17 protein-coding genes are annotated in these 17,659 nt (G+C 64.8%); 16 read left to right on the plus strand and 1 reads right to left on the minus strand.

Going from position 1 to position 17,659, the window contains the following annotated elements:
• Nucleotides 1–9 precede the first annotated feature (9 nt).
• On the plus strand, nt 10–339 hold the full coding sequence (locus LR961_RS09335; RefSeq protein ID WP_232148540.1) for a hypothetical protein: 330 nt from the start codon (nt 10–12) through the stop codon (nt 337–339).
• Here the strand turns inward: LR961_RS09335 and LR961_RS09340 are convergent.
• On the minus strand, nt 333–737 hold the full coding sequence (locus tag LR961_RS09340) for a ribonucleotide reductase subunit alpha (protein ID WP_232148542.1): 405 nt from the start codon (nt 735–737) through the stop codon (nt 333–335). The two genes, LR961_RS09335 and LR961_RS09340, sit on opposite strands and share 7 nt — an antisense overlap.
• A 192-nt stretch (nt 738–929) precedes the next feature.
• Between LR961_RS09340 and moaA the strand changes: the two genes are divergently transcribed.
• The 15 genes from moaA (at nt 930) to LR961_RS09415 (ending at nt 17,657) form a co-directional block, all read left to right on the plus strand.
• On the plus strand, nt 930–1,910 hold the full coding sequence (gene moaA, locus LR961_RS09345; RefSeq protein WP_232148544.1) for a GTP 3',8-cyclase MoaA: 981 nt from the start codon (nt 930–932) through the stop codon (nt 1,908–1,910).
• An 8-nt stretch (nt 1,911–1,918) separates the two neighbouring features.
• Nucleotides 1,919–2,917 carry a bifunctional molybdenum cofactor biosynthesis protein MoaC/MoaB gene (gene moaCB, locus LR961_RS09350; RefSeq protein WP_232149299.1) on the plus strand — a complete coding sequence of 333 codons (999 nt, stop codon included), beginning with the start codon at nt 1,919–1,921 and terminating at the stop codon, nt 2,915–2,917.
• Nucleotides 2,914–4,170, plus strand: coding sequence for a gephyrin-like molybdotransferase Glp (glp, locus tag LR961_RS09355; protein WP_232148545.1), 1,257 nt, complete (start codon nt 2,914–2,916; stop codon nt 4,168–4,170). The genes moaCB and glp overlap by 4 nt, the downstream gene beginning before the upstream one ends.
• The gene (locus tag LR961_RS09360) at nt 4,167–4,427 is read left to right on the plus strand and encodes a MoaD/ThiS family protein (RefSeq protein ID WP_232148546.1); all 261 of its coding nucleotides are present in this window, start codon (nt 4,167–4,169) and stop codon (nt 4,425–4,427) included. Before glp ends, LR961_RS09360 begins: the two co-directional genes overlap by 4 nt.
• 2 nt (nt 4,428–4,429) lie before the next feature.
• Entirely contained in the window at nt 4,430–4,930 is a 501-nt protein-coding gene (locus LR961_RS09365) for a molybdenum cofactor biosynthesis protein MoaE (protein WP_232148547.1), read from the plus strand.
• On the plus strand, nt 4,905–5,477 hold the full coding sequence (locus LR961_RS09370) for a molybdenum cofactor guanylyltransferase (protein ID WP_232148548.1): 573 nt from the start codon (nt 4,905–4,907) through the stop codon (nt 5,475–5,477). The genes LR961_RS09365 and LR961_RS09370 overlap by 26 nt, the downstream gene beginning before the upstream one ends.
• Nucleotides 5,474–5,845 carry a hypothetical protein gene (locus LR961_RS09375; protein WP_232148549.1) on the plus strand — a complete coding sequence of 124 codons (372 nt, stop codon included), beginning with the start codon at nt 5,474–5,476 and terminating at the stop codon, nt 5,843–5,845. The genes LR961_RS09370 and LR961_RS09375 overlap by 4 nt, the downstream gene beginning before the upstream one ends.
• 144 nt (nt 5,846–5,989) lie before the next feature.
• On the plus strand, nt 5,990–7,405 hold the full coding sequence (locus tag LR961_RS09380) for a NarK family nitrate/nitrite MFS transporter (RefSeq protein WP_232148550.1): 1,416 nt from the start codon (nt 5,990–5,992) through the stop codon (nt 7,403–7,405).
• A gap of 73 nt (nt 7,406–7,478) precedes the next feature.
• Nucleotides 7,479–11,222 carry a nitrate reductase subunit alpha gene (locus LR961_RS09385; protein ID WP_232148552.1) on the plus strand — a complete coding sequence of 1,248 codons (3,744 nt, stop codon included), beginning with the start codon at nt 7,479–7,481 and terminating at the stop codon, nt 11,220–11,222.
• Nucleotides 11,222–12,766, plus strand: a complete 1,545-nt coding sequence (gene narH / locus LR961_RS09390) for a nitrate reductase subunit beta (protein WP_232148553.1) — start codon at nt 11,222–11,224, stop codon at nt 12,764–12,766. The genes LR961_RS09385 and narH overlap by 1 nt, the downstream gene beginning before the upstream one ends.
• The gene (gene narJ, locus LR961_RS09395; RefSeq protein ID WP_232148554.1) at nt 12,763–13,443 is read left to right on the plus strand and encodes a nitrate reductase molybdenum cofactor assembly chaperone; all 681 of its coding nucleotides are present in this window, start codon (nt 12,763–12,765) and stop codon (nt 13,441–13,443) included. Before narH ends, narJ begins: the two co-directional genes overlap by 4 nt.
• On the plus strand, nt 13,440–14,147 hold the full coding sequence (narI, locus tag LR961_RS09400) for a respiratory nitrate reductase subunit gamma (RefSeq protein WP_232148555.1): 708 nt from the start codon (nt 13,440–13,442) through the stop codon (nt 14,145–14,147). Before narJ ends, narI begins: the two co-directional genes overlap by 4 nt.
• Nucleotides 14,148–14,150: 3 nt before the next feature.
• On the plus strand, nt 14,151–15,044 hold the full coding sequence (locus LR961_RS09405) for a peptidylprolyl isomerase (protein WP_232148556.1): 894 nt from the start codon (nt 14,151–14,153) through the stop codon (nt 15,042–15,044).
• 25 nt (nt 15,045–15,069) lie between these two features.
• Entirely contained in the window at nt 15,070–16,398 is a 1,329-nt protein-coding gene (locus LR961_RS09410) for a nitrate/nitrite transporter (protein WP_232148557.1), read from the plus strand.
• Nucleotides 16,399–16,442: 44 nt separating this feature from the next.
• The gene (locus LR961_RS09415) at nt 16,443–17,657 is read left to right on the plus strand and encodes a coproporphyrinogen III oxidase (protein ID WP_232148558.1); all 1,215 of its coding nucleotides are present in this window, start codon (nt 16,443–16,445) and stop codon (nt 17,655–17,657) included.
• The last annotated feature ends 2 nt before the right edge of the window (nt 17,658–17,659 follow it).

A 17,659-nucleotide genomic window follows, 5' to 3' on the forward strand; every position in this document is an offset into this window, starting at 1 on the left:
GGAGGACTCATGACTGTCGCAACTTCAGTACCCGAATCGGGCAACCAACCATCCCCGTCGCATCTGGGCCGCGTGTTCTGGCTGCTGGGTGTGATTCCCAGCAACGTGCTGTGGGCGGTGGCGCTGTGGGCCCTGGCCAAGGGCATGACCTCGCTGATGCTGGGAATGTTCGTCGTGCTGCTGCTGTTCACCGGCTGGATCATCCCGACCGTATGGAAGGCCGCCCCTTCCGCGCAGAACCCCAATCTCGGCCTGGCCGCGCGTGGGCTGACCGTGGCCTGGGGCCTGAACACGGTGCTGGTGATCTTCTTCCTGACCCTGCAACTGGTGGGTCAATAGAACTGGAGCGGGTTGCCCTCGCGGTCGAAGGCGGCGAAACGGCTGATCTGGCCGTCGTTGATCGCGTTGACCATCAAGCGTAGCGGCTGGGCCGCCTCGTCGCTGGACGGGGCGATGCCGGCGCGTCCTTCCAATGCGGCCACGAAAGCCACGTCCCAGGTCATGCCGGCATTGGCCGATTCATTGGCCAGGGCGATGAACGAGGCCACTTCCTCAGGCGCCTTGTCCACGCACAGCACCGGCGTCAGCGTGCCGCCTTCGCCGCGCGCATGGCGGCCGTGCTGGTCGTCGGTGGGGGATTCGGGCAGGTCGGCCCTGGCGAACACAAACAACAGGCGCTGGGGTTCTGCTTGCTGGCGCGCTGCGTGCAGCAGGCCGTCGAAGTCGTTCAGCATCATGATCGCTGTCACACGGTGTAGGCATGGGAGCCTGCATGCTGCCACAACGCCGGCTGCCGCCGTGGGGAAGGGCATTGATTTAAGTCATGCCATCGCGCCATCACCCCCCGTAGGCTGTGTCCCAGTCAATGCAGGCGAGGCTCCCGGAATGCCGGGTGAGTAGAAAAAGTGAAGTCAGGAGGTGGAATAGCAATGAGCCAACTCACCGATGGCTTCGGTCGCAGCTTCCCCTACCTGCGCCTGTCGCTTACCGAGGCCTGCAATTTCCGGTGCAGCTACTGCCTTCCCGACGGCTACAAGGCCGACGGTCGGCCGCAGTTTCTTGCCGTGGATGAGATCGAGCGGCTCGTGCGTGCTTTCGCCACGCTGGGCATGCACAAGATCCGCCTGACCGGCGGCGAGCCCAGCCTGCGCAAGGATCTGGACCAGATCATCGAAACCGTGGCGCGCGTTCCCGGCATCCGCAAGGTGGCCATCACCACCAATGGCTGCCTGCTGCCACGTCGCCTGCCGGGCTGGCACCGCGCAGGCCTGACCGCGCTGAACGTGAGCATGGACAGCCTGCAGCGCGACCGCTTCCATGCCATCACCGGCCACGACCGGCTGCCGGAAGTGCTGGAAGGCATCGAGATGGCGCAGCAGCTGGGCCTGCAGTCGATCAAGCTCAACGCGGTGCTGCTGCGTGACCGCAACGATGACGAGCTGCCGCAGTGGATGGAATTCCTGCGCGAACGCCCGGTCAGCGTGCGCTTCATCGAGCTGATGCGCACCGGGGACAACCGTGAGTATTTCGAACGCCACCATCTGGATGCCGATGTGGTCATCGCGCAGCTCCAGGCCGCTGGCTGGCAGCAGCGCCCGCGCCTGGCCGATGCCGGCCCGGCACGCGAGTTCAGCCACCCGGACTACCGTGGCAGCGTGGGCATCATCGCCCCGTACTCGCGTGACTTCTGCAAGGGCTGCAACCGCCTTCGGGTAACCGCGCGTGGTGATCTGCGCCTGTGTCTGTTTGGTGACTTCGGCATCGCGCTGCGCCCGCTGCTGCAATCGGAAGACGAACGCGATGCATTGCTGGCCCGCATCACCACCCAGCTTGGCCTGAAGGCGGCAGGGCATGGGTTGCATGAGGGCAATACCGGCATCACGCCGCATCTGGCTTCAATCGGGGGATGAACGAAACAATGAGTGGTGAGATGACTGCGGCCTTCCATATGGCCGATGTACGCAACAAGCGCATCACCCGCCGCCGCGCGGTGGCCGTTGGCGAACTGCTGGCCGGCCCGGTGGCGTATCCGCTGATCGTCGAACGCCGCCTGCCCAAGGGCGATGCGATGGTGATGGCGGAAATTGCCGGCCTGCAGGGCGCCAAGATGGCCTCGGCGCTGATGCCCTTGTGCCACCCGCTGGCGCTGGAGCTGGTACGCGTCTACTGCGAGCCGGTGCCGGAGCGGCTGGCCATCCGCGTGTGGTGCGAATGCGCCAGCGAGGCGCGTACCGGCGTGGAGATGGAAGCGCTGGCCGGCATCAATGCAGCGTTGCTGACCCTGTACGACCTGAGCAAGCCGGTTGAACCGGCACTGGAAATCAGCGGTATCCGCCTGTTGTTCAAGGAGGGCGGCAAGAGCGGCTTGTGGCTGCACCCGCAGGGCATGAACGATGCCGAGCGCGAACGCTTCCAGCCCCGCGCGCCGAAAGGCCTGCAAGGGGCACGCTGTGCGGTGGTCACGCTCAGCGACCGCGCCAGCCGTGGCGAGTACGCCGATGAATCCGGCCCGCGCCTGGCGCAGGGCCTGCGTGCACAGGGCGGTGAGGTGGTGAGCGAGCTGGTGCTGGCCGATGGCATCGAGCCGTTGGCCACGCAGCTGCGTTCGCTGGCCACCAATGGCATACGCCTGTGCCTGTGTACCGGCGGCACCGGGCTTGGCCCGCGCGATCTTGCGCCCGAAGCGCTGCAATCACTGGGCGGGCGACGCGTGGATGGGCTGGCGCAGATGCTGCGTTCGCTCAGCGCGCAGCACACGCAGATGGCCTGGCTCAGTCGCGCCGAGGTGGTGCAGCTGGGCGACATGCTGATATTCGCGCTGCCGGGCAGCCCGCGTGCAGCGGCGCAATGCCTGGATATCCTGGCGCCGGTGCTGGGCCACGCACTGGCAATGATCGATGGCGGTGGCCACGCATGATCAGCTACGAGCAGGCGTTGCAACAGTTGCTGGCCGCCGCGTCCGCGTTGCCGAGTGAAGAAGTGCCGGTGACGCAGGCGGCCGGGCGCATCCTGGCTGCCGACGTGGTCAGCCCACAGGCATTGCCGCCCTTCGACAATTCGGCGATGGACGGCTTTGCGCTATGCGCGCAGGGCCAGATGATCGGCGCGGGCAGCACTTTCGAAGTCGTCGGCTGGCAGGCAGCAGGCGACCAGGCTGCGGAAGCCGGGCTGGGTGCCTGGGAAATCATGACCGGCGCACGCATGCCCGGCGGACTGGACAGCGTGGTACCGGTGGAGCAGGTGGAAGTACTGGATGTGCAGGCCGGGCGGCCGCAGCGGGTGCGCCTGCGGCAGGCGGTCAAGCCCGGCCAGCATGTGCGGTTGCGCGGACAGGACGTGGATCAGGATGAAACCGTGCTGACGGCGGGCACCACGCTGGATCTCAATGCCTTGACGCTGCTGCATGCGGTCGGTGTTGCCACGGTCCGCGTGCGTCAGACACCAGCGGTCGCGGTGATCACCACCGGCAAGGAACTGGTTGCCGATGCGGGCCAGGCGCTGCATTCCGGACAGATCCGTGACAGCAACCGGCCGTACTTGGTCGGCCGGATGCAGGCCGCCGGTGCCAACGTCGTGTGGCAGGGCATGGTCGGCGATGACGTGGCTGCGTTCGATGCCACGCTGGATGCCGCATTGGCCGCTGGCGCGCGGGTGCTTGTGAGCACCGGTGCGGTGTCACAGGGGCGTTATGACTTCATTCCCGATGCGCTGCGCGCACGCGGTGCGGAAATCATCTTCCACAAGGTCGCCATCCGACCGGGCAAGCCGCTGCTGTTCGCGCGGCTGGCCGATGGCGCGTTGTATTTCGGCCTGCCGGGCAATCCCATTTCCGCCGCCGTTGGCCAGCGCTTCTTCGTCGAGCCGGTGTTGCGGCGCCTGCTTGCCATGAACGACGAACTACCGTTGCAGTTGCCGCTGCAGGCGGCCATGCGCAAACCGCCTGGCCTGCGCATGCACGCGCGTGCGCGCATCGAACTGGATGCGCAGGGGCAACTGAGTGCATGCGTTCTGGCCGGGCAGGAATCCTTTCGCTTGAAGACCACACTGCAGGCCAATGCCTGGGTGGTGGTGGACGATGCACGCGAGCAGGCTGATGCCGGCGAATGCGTGCAGGTTTACGGTTGGGGCCACCGCGATCCGCTGCGGGTGGCCACTCAGGAGCTGACATGAAACAGATACACGTCCAGTTGTTCGGTGCGTTCTCCGAACTCGAACCCGGGCGCGAGATAGTCGTTCAAGTGGCCGGTGAACACGTGGCAGACCTGCGCAGCGCATTGCGTGAACTGCTGGCCGAGCGCTGGCCGCAATTCCGCGCCGGTCTGCTGGATTACTCGGCCTTTGCCGACGAACAGCGCGTGCTGCGCGATCACGAGCGTCTGCCCGAAGGCGGGCAGGTGGCGATCCTGCCGCCGGTCAGTGGAGGTTGAGCATGAGCGGACAACACGAATGGAAAGTGGTCGAACGCAGTGATGCGGCCATCGATCCGGTGGAAGGGATTGAATTCGTCTCTGACCCCGGTTTTGGCGGCATCGACGTATTCATCGGCAAGGTGCGCGACCTCAACCAGGGCCGCCCGGTGCTGGGCATCAGCTACGACCTGTTCCAGCCGCTGGTGCTCAACGAATTCCAGCGCATGATCGCCGAGATCGAAGCCGAGTTCGGCCCCCGCCTAAAGCTCTACGTCGCCCATGCCAAGGGCCGCCTTGCGGTTGGCGACGTGGCCGTGGTGGTCGCCGCCGGCAGCCCACACCGCGATGAAGCCTTCCGCGCCTGCCGGCAACTGATCGAAGGGGTAAAGCACCGCTCGCCGATCTGGAAGCAGGAGCATTACCAGGACGGCGACAGCGAATGGAGTGAAGGCTGCACCTTGTGTCATCCACACAGCGATGAGGCAGGTACCGAACATGCCCATGGCCACGCCCACGGTTGAGTGCGGCACGACCGCCGGCATCGTGCTGGCCGGTGGCCTGTCCAGCCGGATGGGCCGCGACAAGGCGCAACTGCCCTGGCAGGGGCGCACCCTGCTGACTCACATGCGGGCACTGCTGGCCAGTGCCGGCGCCGATCCGGTCAGGATCAGCGGCAATCACCCCGACATGGGCGGGGTGCCGGACCTGGTGCCCCGCTGCGGCCCGCTGGGCGGCCTGTACAGCGTGGTGACCACGCTCGAAGACGGCCCAGCCTGGGTCGTGCCGGTGGATATGCCCTATCTGGACGTACACCTGTTGTGGCAGCTGCGCGCCGCCACCAGCGCGACATGCACGGTGTTTGCCGAGTACCCGTTGCCGATGCTGCTGCACATCAATCCCTTCAGCCGTCAGTTACTGGCCGAGATGCTGGCCGACCCGTACGGGCCGCGCTCGCTGCGCAGCCTGCAACGGCGGCTGGGTGCGGTCGAACTGGCCTTGCCGGCCGATGCCGCTGCCTGCCTGTTCAACTGCAACACCCCCGAGCAATGGAAGGAAATTGCCAGATGAAGATCCAGATCCAGGATCAGTCGTTGCGCGTGCGGCTGGACGAAAGCGAACTGGCCAGGCTGCTGGACGGGCAACCGGTGCAGAACCAGACCCGGCTGGTCGGGCAGGGCATCTGGTCGCAGACGGTGCAGCTGAATGAGCAGGCGTTGCCGCAGGTCTGCGGTTCGGCCGAAGCGCTGCTGCTGACCCTGCCGCGCGATGCGGTGACCGCGCTGTCGGCGCGCCTTCCGTGTCGCGATGGCCTGGGCTGGGAACTGGCTGCGGCTGACGAGGTACTGCGCCTGCAACTGGACGTGGATGTACGCGACAGCGTGCGTCAGCGCGGCGTGCAACGTCGTACTGACGCGACCGTCACGCCAACGGGCTGACATTTGTCAGGAACACCGTTTGAAATGCCTCTCGCTTGATCCAGATCAACTCCGCCGTACGCATCACTTGGCCTAATTGGCCCACGACGGCGGAGCACAACTTGAAGCTGTAGCCCGTCGTCATTCCACAGCCTGGAGCCATGCATGACTGCCGGTAGCGATGTTGCAAAGAAGGGGAGCGCTCCTGGGCGCGTGATTACCGACTGGAAGCCCGATGATGCGGGTTACTGGGAGCGCACCGGTCACCGGGTCGCCACACGCAACCTGGTGATTTCGATCCCGGCGTTGATGTTGGCGTTCTGTGTCTGGGTGATGTTCTCGGCGGTATCGATCAGCCTGCCCAAGATCGGCTTCAACTTCACCACCGATCAACTGTTCTGGCTGGTGGCATTGCCCAGCCTGTCAGGCGCCACGTTCCGCATCTTCTACTCGTTCGTGATTCCGATCTTCGGTGGGCGCCGCTGGACGGCACTGTCCACCGCCTCGCTGCTGCTGCCCACGATCTGGCTGGGCTTTGCGGTGCAGGACCCGACCACGCCGTTCTGGGTGTTTGTCTGCATCGCGATCCTGTGCGGCTTCGGTGGGGCGAACTTCTCCTCCTCGATGTCCAACATCTCCTTCTTCTATCCCAAGCAGCGCCAAGGCATGGCGCTGGGTTTGAATGCGGGCCTGGGCAACGTGGGCGTTTCGGTATCGCAGCTGGTGATCCCGCTGGTGATCACGGTGGGGTTGTTCGGCAGCCTGGGCGGCGCGCCGCAGCCGATCGTCGAAGGCGGCGGGCAGATGTTCCTGCAGAACGCCGGGTTCATCTGGGTGCCAGCCATCGCCATCGTCGCCGTGGCGGCCTGGTTCGGCATGAACGACCTGACCAGTGCGCGTTCCTCGTTCTCCGAACAGGCCATCATTTTCCGCCGCAAGCACAACTGGCTGATGTGCTGGTTGTACATCGGTACGTTTGGTTCCTACATCGGCTTTTCGGCCGGTTTCCCGATGCTGGTCAAGAGCCAGTTCCCGGATGTGAACCCGATGACCTACGCCTTCATCGGCCCGCTGCTGGGCGCGCTGATGCGCTCGGTGGGCGGCAGCCTGGCCGACAAGTGGGGCGGGGCACGGCTGACGTTCTGGGTGTTCGCGCTGATGATCGCCGCCGTGTTCGCCGTGCTGCACTTCCTGCCGAGCAATGGCACGGGCGGCAACTTCTTCGGCTTCCTGATCTCGTTCATGGCGCTGTTCGTGCTCAGTGGCATCGGCAACGGCACCACGTTCCGGATGATCCCGGTGATCTTCCGTACGCTGCATGAGCGCCTGTCGGCCAATGCCAACGCCGAAGGCAAGTCCGCCGCCGCCCACCAGGCCAGCATCGAGTCGGCCGCCGTGGTCGGTTTCTCCGGTGCCATCGGTGCCTACGGCGGTTTCTTCATTCCCAAGAGCTACGGCTCTTCCATCACCTTGACCGGCAGCCCCGACATGGCGCTGTACGGATTCATTGCGTTCTATCTCACCTGCCTGGTCGTGACCTGGTGGTGGTACTACCGGCGCGGGGCCGAAACCCCCTGCTGAGCAGACAACGCAGTGCACCGCAGCCAATGACACACACAGCCACGATGCAGAAGTTCGCGAAGGGAGATTCACAATGAGCTATTTCCTGGATCGCTTGCAGTTTTTCAAGCGTGACCCACAACCCTTTGCCGATGGCCACGGGTTCACCAAAAGCGAAGGCAGGGACTGGGAAAACAGTTACCGCGCCCGCTGGCAATACGACAAGATCGTACGTTCCACCCACGGCGTGAACTGCACCGGCTCATGCAGCTGGAAGATCTACGTCAAGAACGGGCTGGTCACCTGGGAAACCCAGCAGACCGACTACCCGCGCACCCGCCCGGATCTGCCCAACCACGAACCTCGGGGTTGTCCGCGCGGTGCCAGCTACTCCTGGTACCTGTACAGCGCCAACCGGCTGAAGTACCCGCTGATCCGCGGCACCTTGGTACGCATGTGGCGGCAGGCACGCAAGACGATGGCGCCGGTCGATGCCTGGGCCAGCATTGTCGAGAGCCCGGAGAAGTCGCGCGAGTACAAGCGTCGTCGCGGCATGGGCGGGTTCGTGCGTTTGTCCTGGGACGAGGCCAACGAGATCATCGCCGCCTCCAACCTGTACACCACCAAGCAGTACGGCCCGGACCGGGTGATCGGCTTCTCGCCGATCCCGGCCATGTCGATGGTGTCCTACGCCGCCGGTGCGCGTTACCTGTCACTGCTCGGTGGCGCCTGCCTGTCGTTCTACGACTGGTACTGCGATCTGCCGCCGGCTTCGCCGCAGATCTGGGGCGAACAGACCGACGTGCCGGAATCGGCCGACTGGTACAACAGCCGCTACATCATCGCCTGGGGCTCGAACGTGCCGCAGACGCGTACGCCCGATGCGCACTTCTTCACCGAAGCCCGCTACAACGGCACCAAGACCGTTGCCGTGTGCCCGGACTATTCGGAGCTGGCCAAGCTCACCGACCACTGGCTGCATCCCAAGCAGGGCACCGACGCGGCGCTGGCCTTCGCCTTCGGCCATGTGATCCTGCGCGAGTTCCATGTCGACAAGCCGTCGCAGTACTTCCAGGACTACTGCCGCCAGTACTCGGACATGCCGATGCTGGTGCGCATCGAGAAGCGTCCGGACGGGCGCCTGGTGCCCGGCCGTTTCCTGCGCGCCAGCGAACTGGGCGGGCTGGGCGAGGCCAACAACCCCGAATGGAAGACGCTGGCCTTTGACGAGAACACCGGTGACATCACCGTGCCCAACGGTTCCATCGGCTTCCGCTGGGGCGAGAAGGGCAAGTGGAACATCGAGGAAAAGGCCAGCGATGGCCACGACACACGCCTGCGCCTGAGCCTGGCCGATGGCCACGACAGCATCGAAGGGGTGAGTTTCCCGTACTTCGGTGGCGTGGAGAGCGAAGGCTGGACCGCCGCGCCGGTGGACGATGTGCTGGAGCGCAACATCCCGGTGCGCCGCCTGCAACTGGCCGATGAGGGCGAGACGATGGTCGCCACCGTCTACGACCTGCTGCTGGCCCAGTACGGCGTTGACCGTGGCTTTGGCGGCGCCAACGTGGCCGCCAGCTTCGATGCCGACGTGCCGGGCACCCCGGCGTGGCAGGAACGCATCACCGGCGTGCCGCGTGCCGAGGTGATCGAGATCGCCCGCGAGTTCGCGCGCACCGCTGACAAGACGCATGGCCGCAGCATGATCATCGTCGGCGCCGGCATGAACCACTGGTTCCACAACGACATGAACTACCGCGGCCTGATCAACATGCTGGTCATGTGCGGCTGCGTAGGCCAGACCGGTGGTGGCTGGGCGCATTACGTGGGGCAGGAGAAACTGCGTCCGCAGACCGGCTGGCAGCCGCTTGCGTTCGGCCTGGACTGGAGCCGCCCGCCGCGTCAGATGAACGGCACCTCGTTCTTCTACTTCAACACCGGGCAGTGGCGTTACGAAAAGCTGCAGGTGGATGAACTGCTGTCGCCGCTGGCCGATGCCAGCAAGTACAGCGGCAGCCTGGCCGACCTCAACCTGCGTGCTGTGCGCATGGGCTGGTTGCCGTGCGCGCCGCAGCTGGACCGCAATCCGCTGCAACTGGTGCGCGAGGCCGAACAGGCCGGCGTCGCCCCGGCCGACTACGCGCTGGGCAAGTTCAAGGATGGTTCGCTGGACTTCGCCTTCGCCGACCCGGATGCAAAGCAGAACCACCCGCGCATGATGTTCATCTGGCGCTCCAACCTGCTCGGTTCCTCGGGCAAGGGCCACGAATACATGCTGCGTCACCTGCTGGGCACGCGCCACGGCCTGCAGGGCAAGGACCTGGGCGAGATGGGCGCGATCAAGCCCGAGGAAGTGAAGTGGCACGATGAAGCACCGGAAGGCAAGCTCGACCTGCTGGTCACGCTCGACTTCCGCATGTGCACCACCGCGCTGTACTCGGACATCGTGCTGCCCACCGCGACCTGGTACGAAAAGGACGATCTCAACACCTCGGACATGCACCCGTTCATCCACCCGCTGTCCAAGGCGGTGGATCCGGCATGGGAGTCGCGCAGCGACTGGGAAATCTTCAAGGGCGTGGCACGGACCCTCAGCGACATGGCCCCGGGCGTGCTGGGCGTGGAGAAGGACCTTGTGCTGGTGCCGACGCTGCACGACACCCCCAACGAACTGGGCATGCCGTTTGGCGTGACCGACTGGAAGAAGGGGCAGTGCGAGGCGATTCCCGGCCAGACCATGCCGACGATGGCGGTGGTCGAACGCGACTATCCCAACCTGTACCGCAAGTTCACCTCGCTGGGCCCGCTGCTGGACAAGCTGGGCAATGGCGGCAAGGGCATGAGCTGGGATACCAAGCACGAGGTGGAATTCCTCGGCAAGCTCAACCACACCGTGCGCGACGTTGGCGTCAGCCAGGGCCGGCCGGCCATCGACACGGCCATTGATGCCTGCGAAGTCATCCTGCACCTGGCACCGGAAACCAATGGCCACGTTGCGGTCAAGGCGTGGGAATCACTGGGCACCTTCACCGGGCGCGAGCACACGCATCTGGCGGTGGGCAAGGAGCACGAAGCCATCCGCTTCCGTGACATCCAGGCACAGCCGCGCAAGATCATCTCCTCGCCGATCTGGTCCGGCCTGGAAGACGACAACGTCAGCTACAACGCCGGCTACACCAACGTGCACGAGCTGATTCCGTGGCGCACGGTCACCGGTCGCCAGCAGTTCTACCAGGACCATGAGTGGATGATCGACTTCGGTGAGGCCTTCATGGGTTACCGGCCGCCGGTCAACACGCGCACCATCGAGCCGCTGCTCAACCAGCGCCCGAACGGCAACAAGGAGATCGTGCTGAACTGGATCACCCCGCACCAGAAGTGGGGCATCCACAGCACCTACAGCGACAACCTGATCATGCAGACGCTGTCGCGTGGTGGTCCGATCGTGTGGCTCAGCGAGGACGACGCACGCAGTGCCGGCATCGAGGACAACGACTGGATCGAGCTGTTCAACGTCAACGGTGCGATCGCCGCCCGCGCGGTGGTCAGCCAGCGCGTGATGTCGGGCATGGCGATGATGTACCACGCCCAGGAACGCATCATCAACGTGCCGGGTTCGGAGGTCACCGGCACTCGCGGCGGCATCCACAACTCGGTCACCCGCGTGGTGCTCAAGCCCACCCACATGATCGGTGGCTACGCGCAGCTGGCTTACGGCTTCAACTACTACGGAACCTGCGGAACCAACCGCGATGAGTTCGTGATCGTACGCAAGATGGACAAGATCAACTGGCTCGATGGCGAAGACGCCGTGGCCGACGCACGGGAGGTGGTGTGATGAAGGTTCGTGCACAGATCGCGATGGTGTTGAACCTGGACAAGTGCATCGGCTGCCATACCTGCTCGATCACCTGCAAGAACGTGTGGACCTCGCGCGAAGGCGTGGAGTACGCATGGTTCAACAACGTGGAAACCAAGCCGGGCATCGGTTATCCGAAGGAATGGGAGAACCAGGACAAGTGGAACGGTGGCTGGGTCCGTACCGGCAGCGGCAAGCTGGTGCCGCGCGCCGGCGGGCGCTGGCGCATGCTGGCCAAGATCTTCTCCAACCCGGACCTGCCGCAGATCGACGACTACTACGAGCCGTTCGATTTCGACTACCACCACCTGCACGACGCGCCGGATGTGAAGCACCAGCCGACCGCACGGCCGCGCTCGCTGATCAGCGGCCAGCGCATGGAGAAGATCGAGTGGGGCCCGAACTGGGAGGAAATCCTCGGTACCGAGTTCTCCAAGCGTTCGCGTGACTACAACTTCGACCAGGTGCAGAAGGAAATCTACGGCGCCTTCGAGAAGACCTTCATGATGTACCTGCCGCGTTTGTGCGAGCACTGCCTGAATCCGGCGTGCGTCTCGGCATGCCCGTCCGGTGCGATCTACAAGCGCGAGGAAGACGGCATCGTGCTGATCGACCAGGACAAGTGCCGTGGCTGGCGCATGTGCGTGTCGGCCTGCCCGTACAAGAAGATCTACTACAACTGGAAGAGCGGTAAATCCGAGAAGTGCATCTTCTGCTACCCGCGCATCGAGATGGGCGAGCCCACCGTGTGTTCGGAAACCTGCGTGGGCCGCATCCGCTACCTGGGCGTGATGCTGTACGACGCCGACCGCATCGCCGAGGCCGCTTCGGTCGCAGCCGAGAAGGATCTGTACCAGGCGCACCTGGATATCTTCCTGGACCCGGAAGACCCCAAGGTGATCGCCGCCGCCCGCGCCGAAGGCATCCCCGATTCGTGGCTGGACGCGGCAAAGCAGTCGCCGGTCTACAAGCTGGCAATCGACTGGAAGCTGGCCCTGCCGTTGCATCCGGAATACCGCACGCTGCCGATGGTCTGGTACGTGCCGCCACTGTCGCCGATCCAGTCCGCCGCCGAGCGCGGCCGCATCGGCATGAATGGCGAACTGCCGGATGTGGCCTCGCTGCGTATTCCGGTGCGCTACCTGGCCAACATGCTGTCGGCCGGTGATGAAGCACCGGTGATCCGTGCGCTGGATCGCCTGATGGCGATGCGTGCCTGGCGCCGTGCCAAGAACGTGGACGGTGTGGAAGATACCGGCGTGCTCGACCAGGTTGGGCTGACCAAGGCCCAGGCCGAGGACATGTACCGCTACCTGGCCATCGCCAATTACGAAGACCGCTTCGTGATTCCGTCCGCGCACCGCGAGTACGCCAACGACGCCTACGGCGAACGCGGCGGTTGCGGCTTCACCTTCGGCAACGGCTGCAATGGTGACAGCCCGGCCGACCTGTTCGGCCAGCGCAAGAGCACCACCTACGCGGTGCACCCGAACCGCCAGCATCGCCATGAGGTGGTCAAATGAGCCTGCTCAAGCTGATCGGCGTACTGCTGGACTACCCGCGCGATGAGTTGTGGCAGCACGGTGAGGAGTTGCTCGATGCCTGTGACGATCCGGCGCTGTCGCCGACGCGTCGCAAGCAGTTGCAGGGCTTTGTCACCCAGCTGCTGGAAAGCGACGTGCTGGACGCACAGTCGGCGTGGCTGGCCACCTTCGACCGGGGCCGGGCAATGAGCCTGCTGATGTTCGAACACATCCACGGCGAATCGCGCGACCGGGGCCAGGCCATGGTGGACCTGGTGGATGCTTACCGGCGCAACGGCTTCGAGCTCGATGCCAAGGAGCTGCCGGACTACCTGCCGCTGCTGCTGGAATATCTCTCGCACCGGCCCCAGGCCGAAGCCAAGGATTGGCTGCACCACATCGGCCACATCGCCGGCATGCTTGCCGCGCGTGCGGCCGAGCGCGAACTGCCGCACGCGGTGTTGCTGGAGATCCTGGTGGAAGCGGGCGAGGGCAAGGTGGATCTTGCCCTGCTGCGCCAGCGTGCCAGCGAGGAAGTACGCGACGACACCGTCGAAGCCATGGACAAACTGTGGGAAGAGGAAGCCGTGCGCTTTGGCAGTGAAGCCCCGTCGGAAGATTGCAAACCGCCACATCGTTCACCGGCACGCGCCGTGCAGCGGGAGACACAACCATGAGTTACTACCTGCATCAATTCGCCTTCCAGTACTACCCGTACATTGCCGTGGCCGTGCTGCTGATCGGCAGTTGGGCGCGCTATGACAAGGCCATGTACAGCTGGCGCACCGGTTCCAGCCAGATGCTGTCGGACAAGGGCATGCGGATCGGCAGCAACTGCTTCCACATCGGCATCCTGGCCATTCTTGGCGGCCACCTGGTTGGCCTGTTGACTCCGCACGCGGTGTACGAGCACTTCATCACCTCCTCGCAGAAGCAGTTGCTGGCGATGGTGGTGGGCGGCTTCTTCGGCGCACTGTGCTTCATCGGCATCACCATCCTGCTGGTGCGCCGCCTGACCAACGCCCGCGTGCGCGCCACCGGCAGCTTTGGTGACACGCTGGTGCTGGTGCTGCTGTTCGCGCAGCTGTGCCTGGGCCTGTACAGCATCAAGGCCTCGGCCAGCCACATGGACGGCGGCGTGATGGTGATGCTGGCCGAGTGGGCACAGCACATCGTCACCTTCCGTGCCGGTGCGGCCGACTTCATCACCGATGTGAGCTGGGTCTACAAGGCGCACATCTTCCTTGGCCTGACCCTGTTCCTGATTGCACCGTTCACCCGTCTGGTGCACGTGTGGAGCATCCCGATCAGCTACCTGTGGCGTCCGTACCAGGTGGTGCGTCGCCGCCAGGCCACGCTGCGCTACGGGCCGCGGGAGTAAGCCATGGGACAACTGCCGAGGATTCTCCCGATCACGGTCATCGACTCGGCCCAGCCGGTGCCGGCCGAGGCCGGCCACCATCACGACGACGCGGGCCAGGGCCCGCGCTCGTTGGGCCAGCCGGCACCGTGCCACCTGTTTGTCGATGACCTGGCCATCAGCGAAGCGGATATCGCCCGCGAAATGCAGCATCACCGGGCCATGCGCCCGGAACAGGCGCGCGCCGATGCGGCGCGTGCATTGGTGGTACGTGAACTGCTGCGCCGCGAAGCAGTCCGTCTGGGCCTGGATGAAGGGCAGGGCGATGGCCGCCACAGCGATGAGGAAGTGCAGATCCAGCGCCTGATCGAGCAGGTGCTGGAAGACCGGGTGCCCAGCGAGGAAGACTGCCGACGCTATTTCGCACAGAACCCGGAGCGCTTCCGCTCGGCCGACCGCATCCGTGTGCGACACATCCTGCTGGCGGCGCCGGCCGACGACGTGGCCGGGCGCTTCAAGGCGCGCACCGAGGCTGAAAAGCTGATTGCTCAGGTGCAGGAACAGCCGCATCTGTTTGCCGATCTGGCCGCGCGCCATTCGCAATGCCCGTCCAAGACTGATGGCGGCGACCTGGGTTGGCTGCAACGTGGCCAGACCACGCCGGAGTTCGACCGCCAGGTGTTCCGCCTGCGGCAGGGCCTGGCCGGTTTCCCGGTGGAGTCACGCTGGGGCTACCACGTGGTCATGGTCGATGAACACGAAGCTGGGCAGCCGCTGAGTTTCGAGCAGGTGCAGCCGCAGATCAGCGACTACCTCGAATTGCAGGTGCGTCAGCGCGATATCCAGCATTACCTGCAGGAGCTGCGCGAGCGTTACCCGGTACGTGGCCTGGATGAAATCGAAGCCCAGGCCGAATGATTGAAACACCTTTGAAGGAGTGGCGATGAGCCAGAGTCTGCAATCGGTCAGCAGTGGCCAACAGCAGCGTGCGCTGTGGTTGAGCACGTTCGCCTTCACCATCTGTTTTGCCGTCTGGATGATCTTCTCGATCATCGGCATCCAAATCAGCCAGCAACTGGGCTTGAACGACACCCAGTTCGGCCTGCTGATTGCCACCCCGGTGCTGACCGGCTCGCTGAGCCGTGTGTTCCTGGGCATCTGGTCCGACCAGTTTGGTGGCCGCAAGATCTTCACCTTCGTGATGCTGTGCGGTGCGGTGGCGACCTGGATGCTCACCTACGCGCATACCTATCCGCAGTTCCTGTTCGGGGCGCTGTGCGTGGGTATTGCCGGTGGCAGCTTCTCGGTGGGCGTGGCCTATGTCTCCAAGTGGTTCCCGACTGAAAAGCAGGGCACCGCGCTGGGTATCTTCGGCGCCGGCAACATCGGCTCTGCGCTGACCAAGCTGCTCGCACCGATGATCATGGTGGCTGCCGGCTGGACCATGGTGGCCAAGGTGTGGGCGGTAGGGCTGGCCATCACCGCCATCCTGTTCTTCCTGTTCAGCAAGGAAGACCCGCAACTGGAAAAGCGCCGTCGCGAAGGCGTCAAGCCGGTGCCGTTCGCCGAGCAGATGGCACCGCTGAAGAACCTGCAGGTGTGGCGTTTCTCGCTGTACTACTTCTTCGTGTTTGGCGGATTTGTCGCACTGGCGCTGTGGCTGCCGCGCTACCTGATCGGCGCCTATGGCATGGACGTGGCCACCGCTGGTGTGCTGGCCGCCTGCTATTCGATTCCGGCCAGCCTGTTCCGCGTGGTCGGCGGCTGGATGTCAGACCGCTACGGCGCGCGCCGGGTGATGTACTGGACCTTCAGCGTATCGGTCCTGTGCACTTTCCTGCTGGCGTACCCGGATACCGAGTACGTGGTCAAGGGCATCCACGGCGAGCTGCGCTTCCACCTGGCCATCGGCGTGACGATGTTCACCGTGCTGGTGTTCGTGCTGGGCTTCTTCATGTCGCTGGGCAAGGCCGCCGTGTACAAGCACATCCCGGTGTACTACCCGCAGCATGTGGGCGCAGTCGGCGGCGTGGTGGGCATGATCGGCGGCCTGGGCGGCTTCATCCTGCCCATCGCCTTCGGTGCGCTCAACGACGTGGTCGGCATCTGGAGCAGCTGCTTCATGCTGCTGTTCGTGGTGGCCGCCTCGGCCCTGGCGTGGATGCACTTTGCCATCCGCCGCATGGAGCGCAGGCAGTTTCCGCAGCTGGACAAGCAGACCGACCTGCCCGAAGCGATCGATGCGGCAGCGGCCGAACGCAAGCACGCTTGATCAAGATCAGGGCGCAGGCAAGGCATCGGCGCGAGGATACGGACATGTCAGTCGAAGCCCTTCCTACCGTGATGGCCGCAACACGTGCAAACGTGTTGCGGCAGCCGTACCCGGTGTTGTTCCCGCCGGCCGAACACTTCAGCGCAGGGTTCGGCGAAGCCGGCTGGCGGGCGGCGATGCTGGCCAGCAATGAGCATCTGATCCCGCGTGTGCTGACCCTGGGATTCAAGGCCGCGCCGGAATCGCAGCGGATTGATCCGGGCGCCTATCTGGCAGCCCTGCTGTCGGCACTGCAGCTGCAGGCCGCTGGCCTGGCCGAAGACCGCGAAGTGGTGGCGATGGTCCTGCAACTGGGGCTTGCCGAGCAGTTGCCGCCTACAATGGTCGGGCAGTTGCTTGATGCGGTACCGGCACGCCTGCGTACGGTGGCCCGGCCGCAGGTGGAGGTACGCGTGGACGCGGGCAGCAGGTTGCAGCCGGCGGCGTTGCGTGAAGTGGGTTGTACCCGTTTGACCGTGCTTGACCGTGCCAACGCTGACGGCCCGGCCATGCTGGCCGCTGCACAACAGGTGGGCTTCACCGCGTGCTATTACCAGTTGCGGGTACCGTCGATGGCGGACCCGGCATTCGTGGATCGGTTTCGGCAGGTGCTTGCCTGCGCGCCGGAGCGCATCGTACTGCCCACACCGGACGTCCTGCCGGCCGACCCGGATGCCGATGCCTGGTGGCAGGCGTGGCAGGAAGTACGTGCCGCCGGCTACCAAGCGCTGGGCGGAGACCACTATCAACGCGGTGACCTGGCCATGCCGGCAAGGCCGGGGGATGGCATGCGCCACTGCGACATGGCTGCGGTGCCCCGGCGCGAGCGGTGCGATTTCATCGGCATCGGGCTTGGCGCGCGCAGCCAGATCGGCGATGTGTACTGCTGCCTGGAGCAGGACATGGCACGCTGGCAGGCCCGATTGAGCGCGGGTCATTCCGGCGTGGCTTCCGGGCTGATCCTCTCCGAGCGCGAGTGTCTGGGCGATGAAGTGGTGCAGAGCATCGCCTGCGATCATGCATTGGACGTTGCGGCCTTCGAATGGCGCAACGCGCTGCCGTTCCGGGAATGCTTCAGCAGCGCGATGAACTCCCTGCAGCCACTGCTCGAGAGCGGGTGGTTGCATTGGGACAACGGCGTCCTGCGCCTGCAACACGAAGGGGAATTGTTGTGGCGTATGATCGCCGCGTGCTTCCGTTCCGTGGATACCACTGCATAATC

This window comes from Stenotrophomonas sp. SY1, from assembly GCF_021202945.1.
GTDB lineage: Bacteria > Pseudomonadota > Gammaproteobacteria > Xanthomonadales > Xanthomonadaceae > Stenotrophomonas.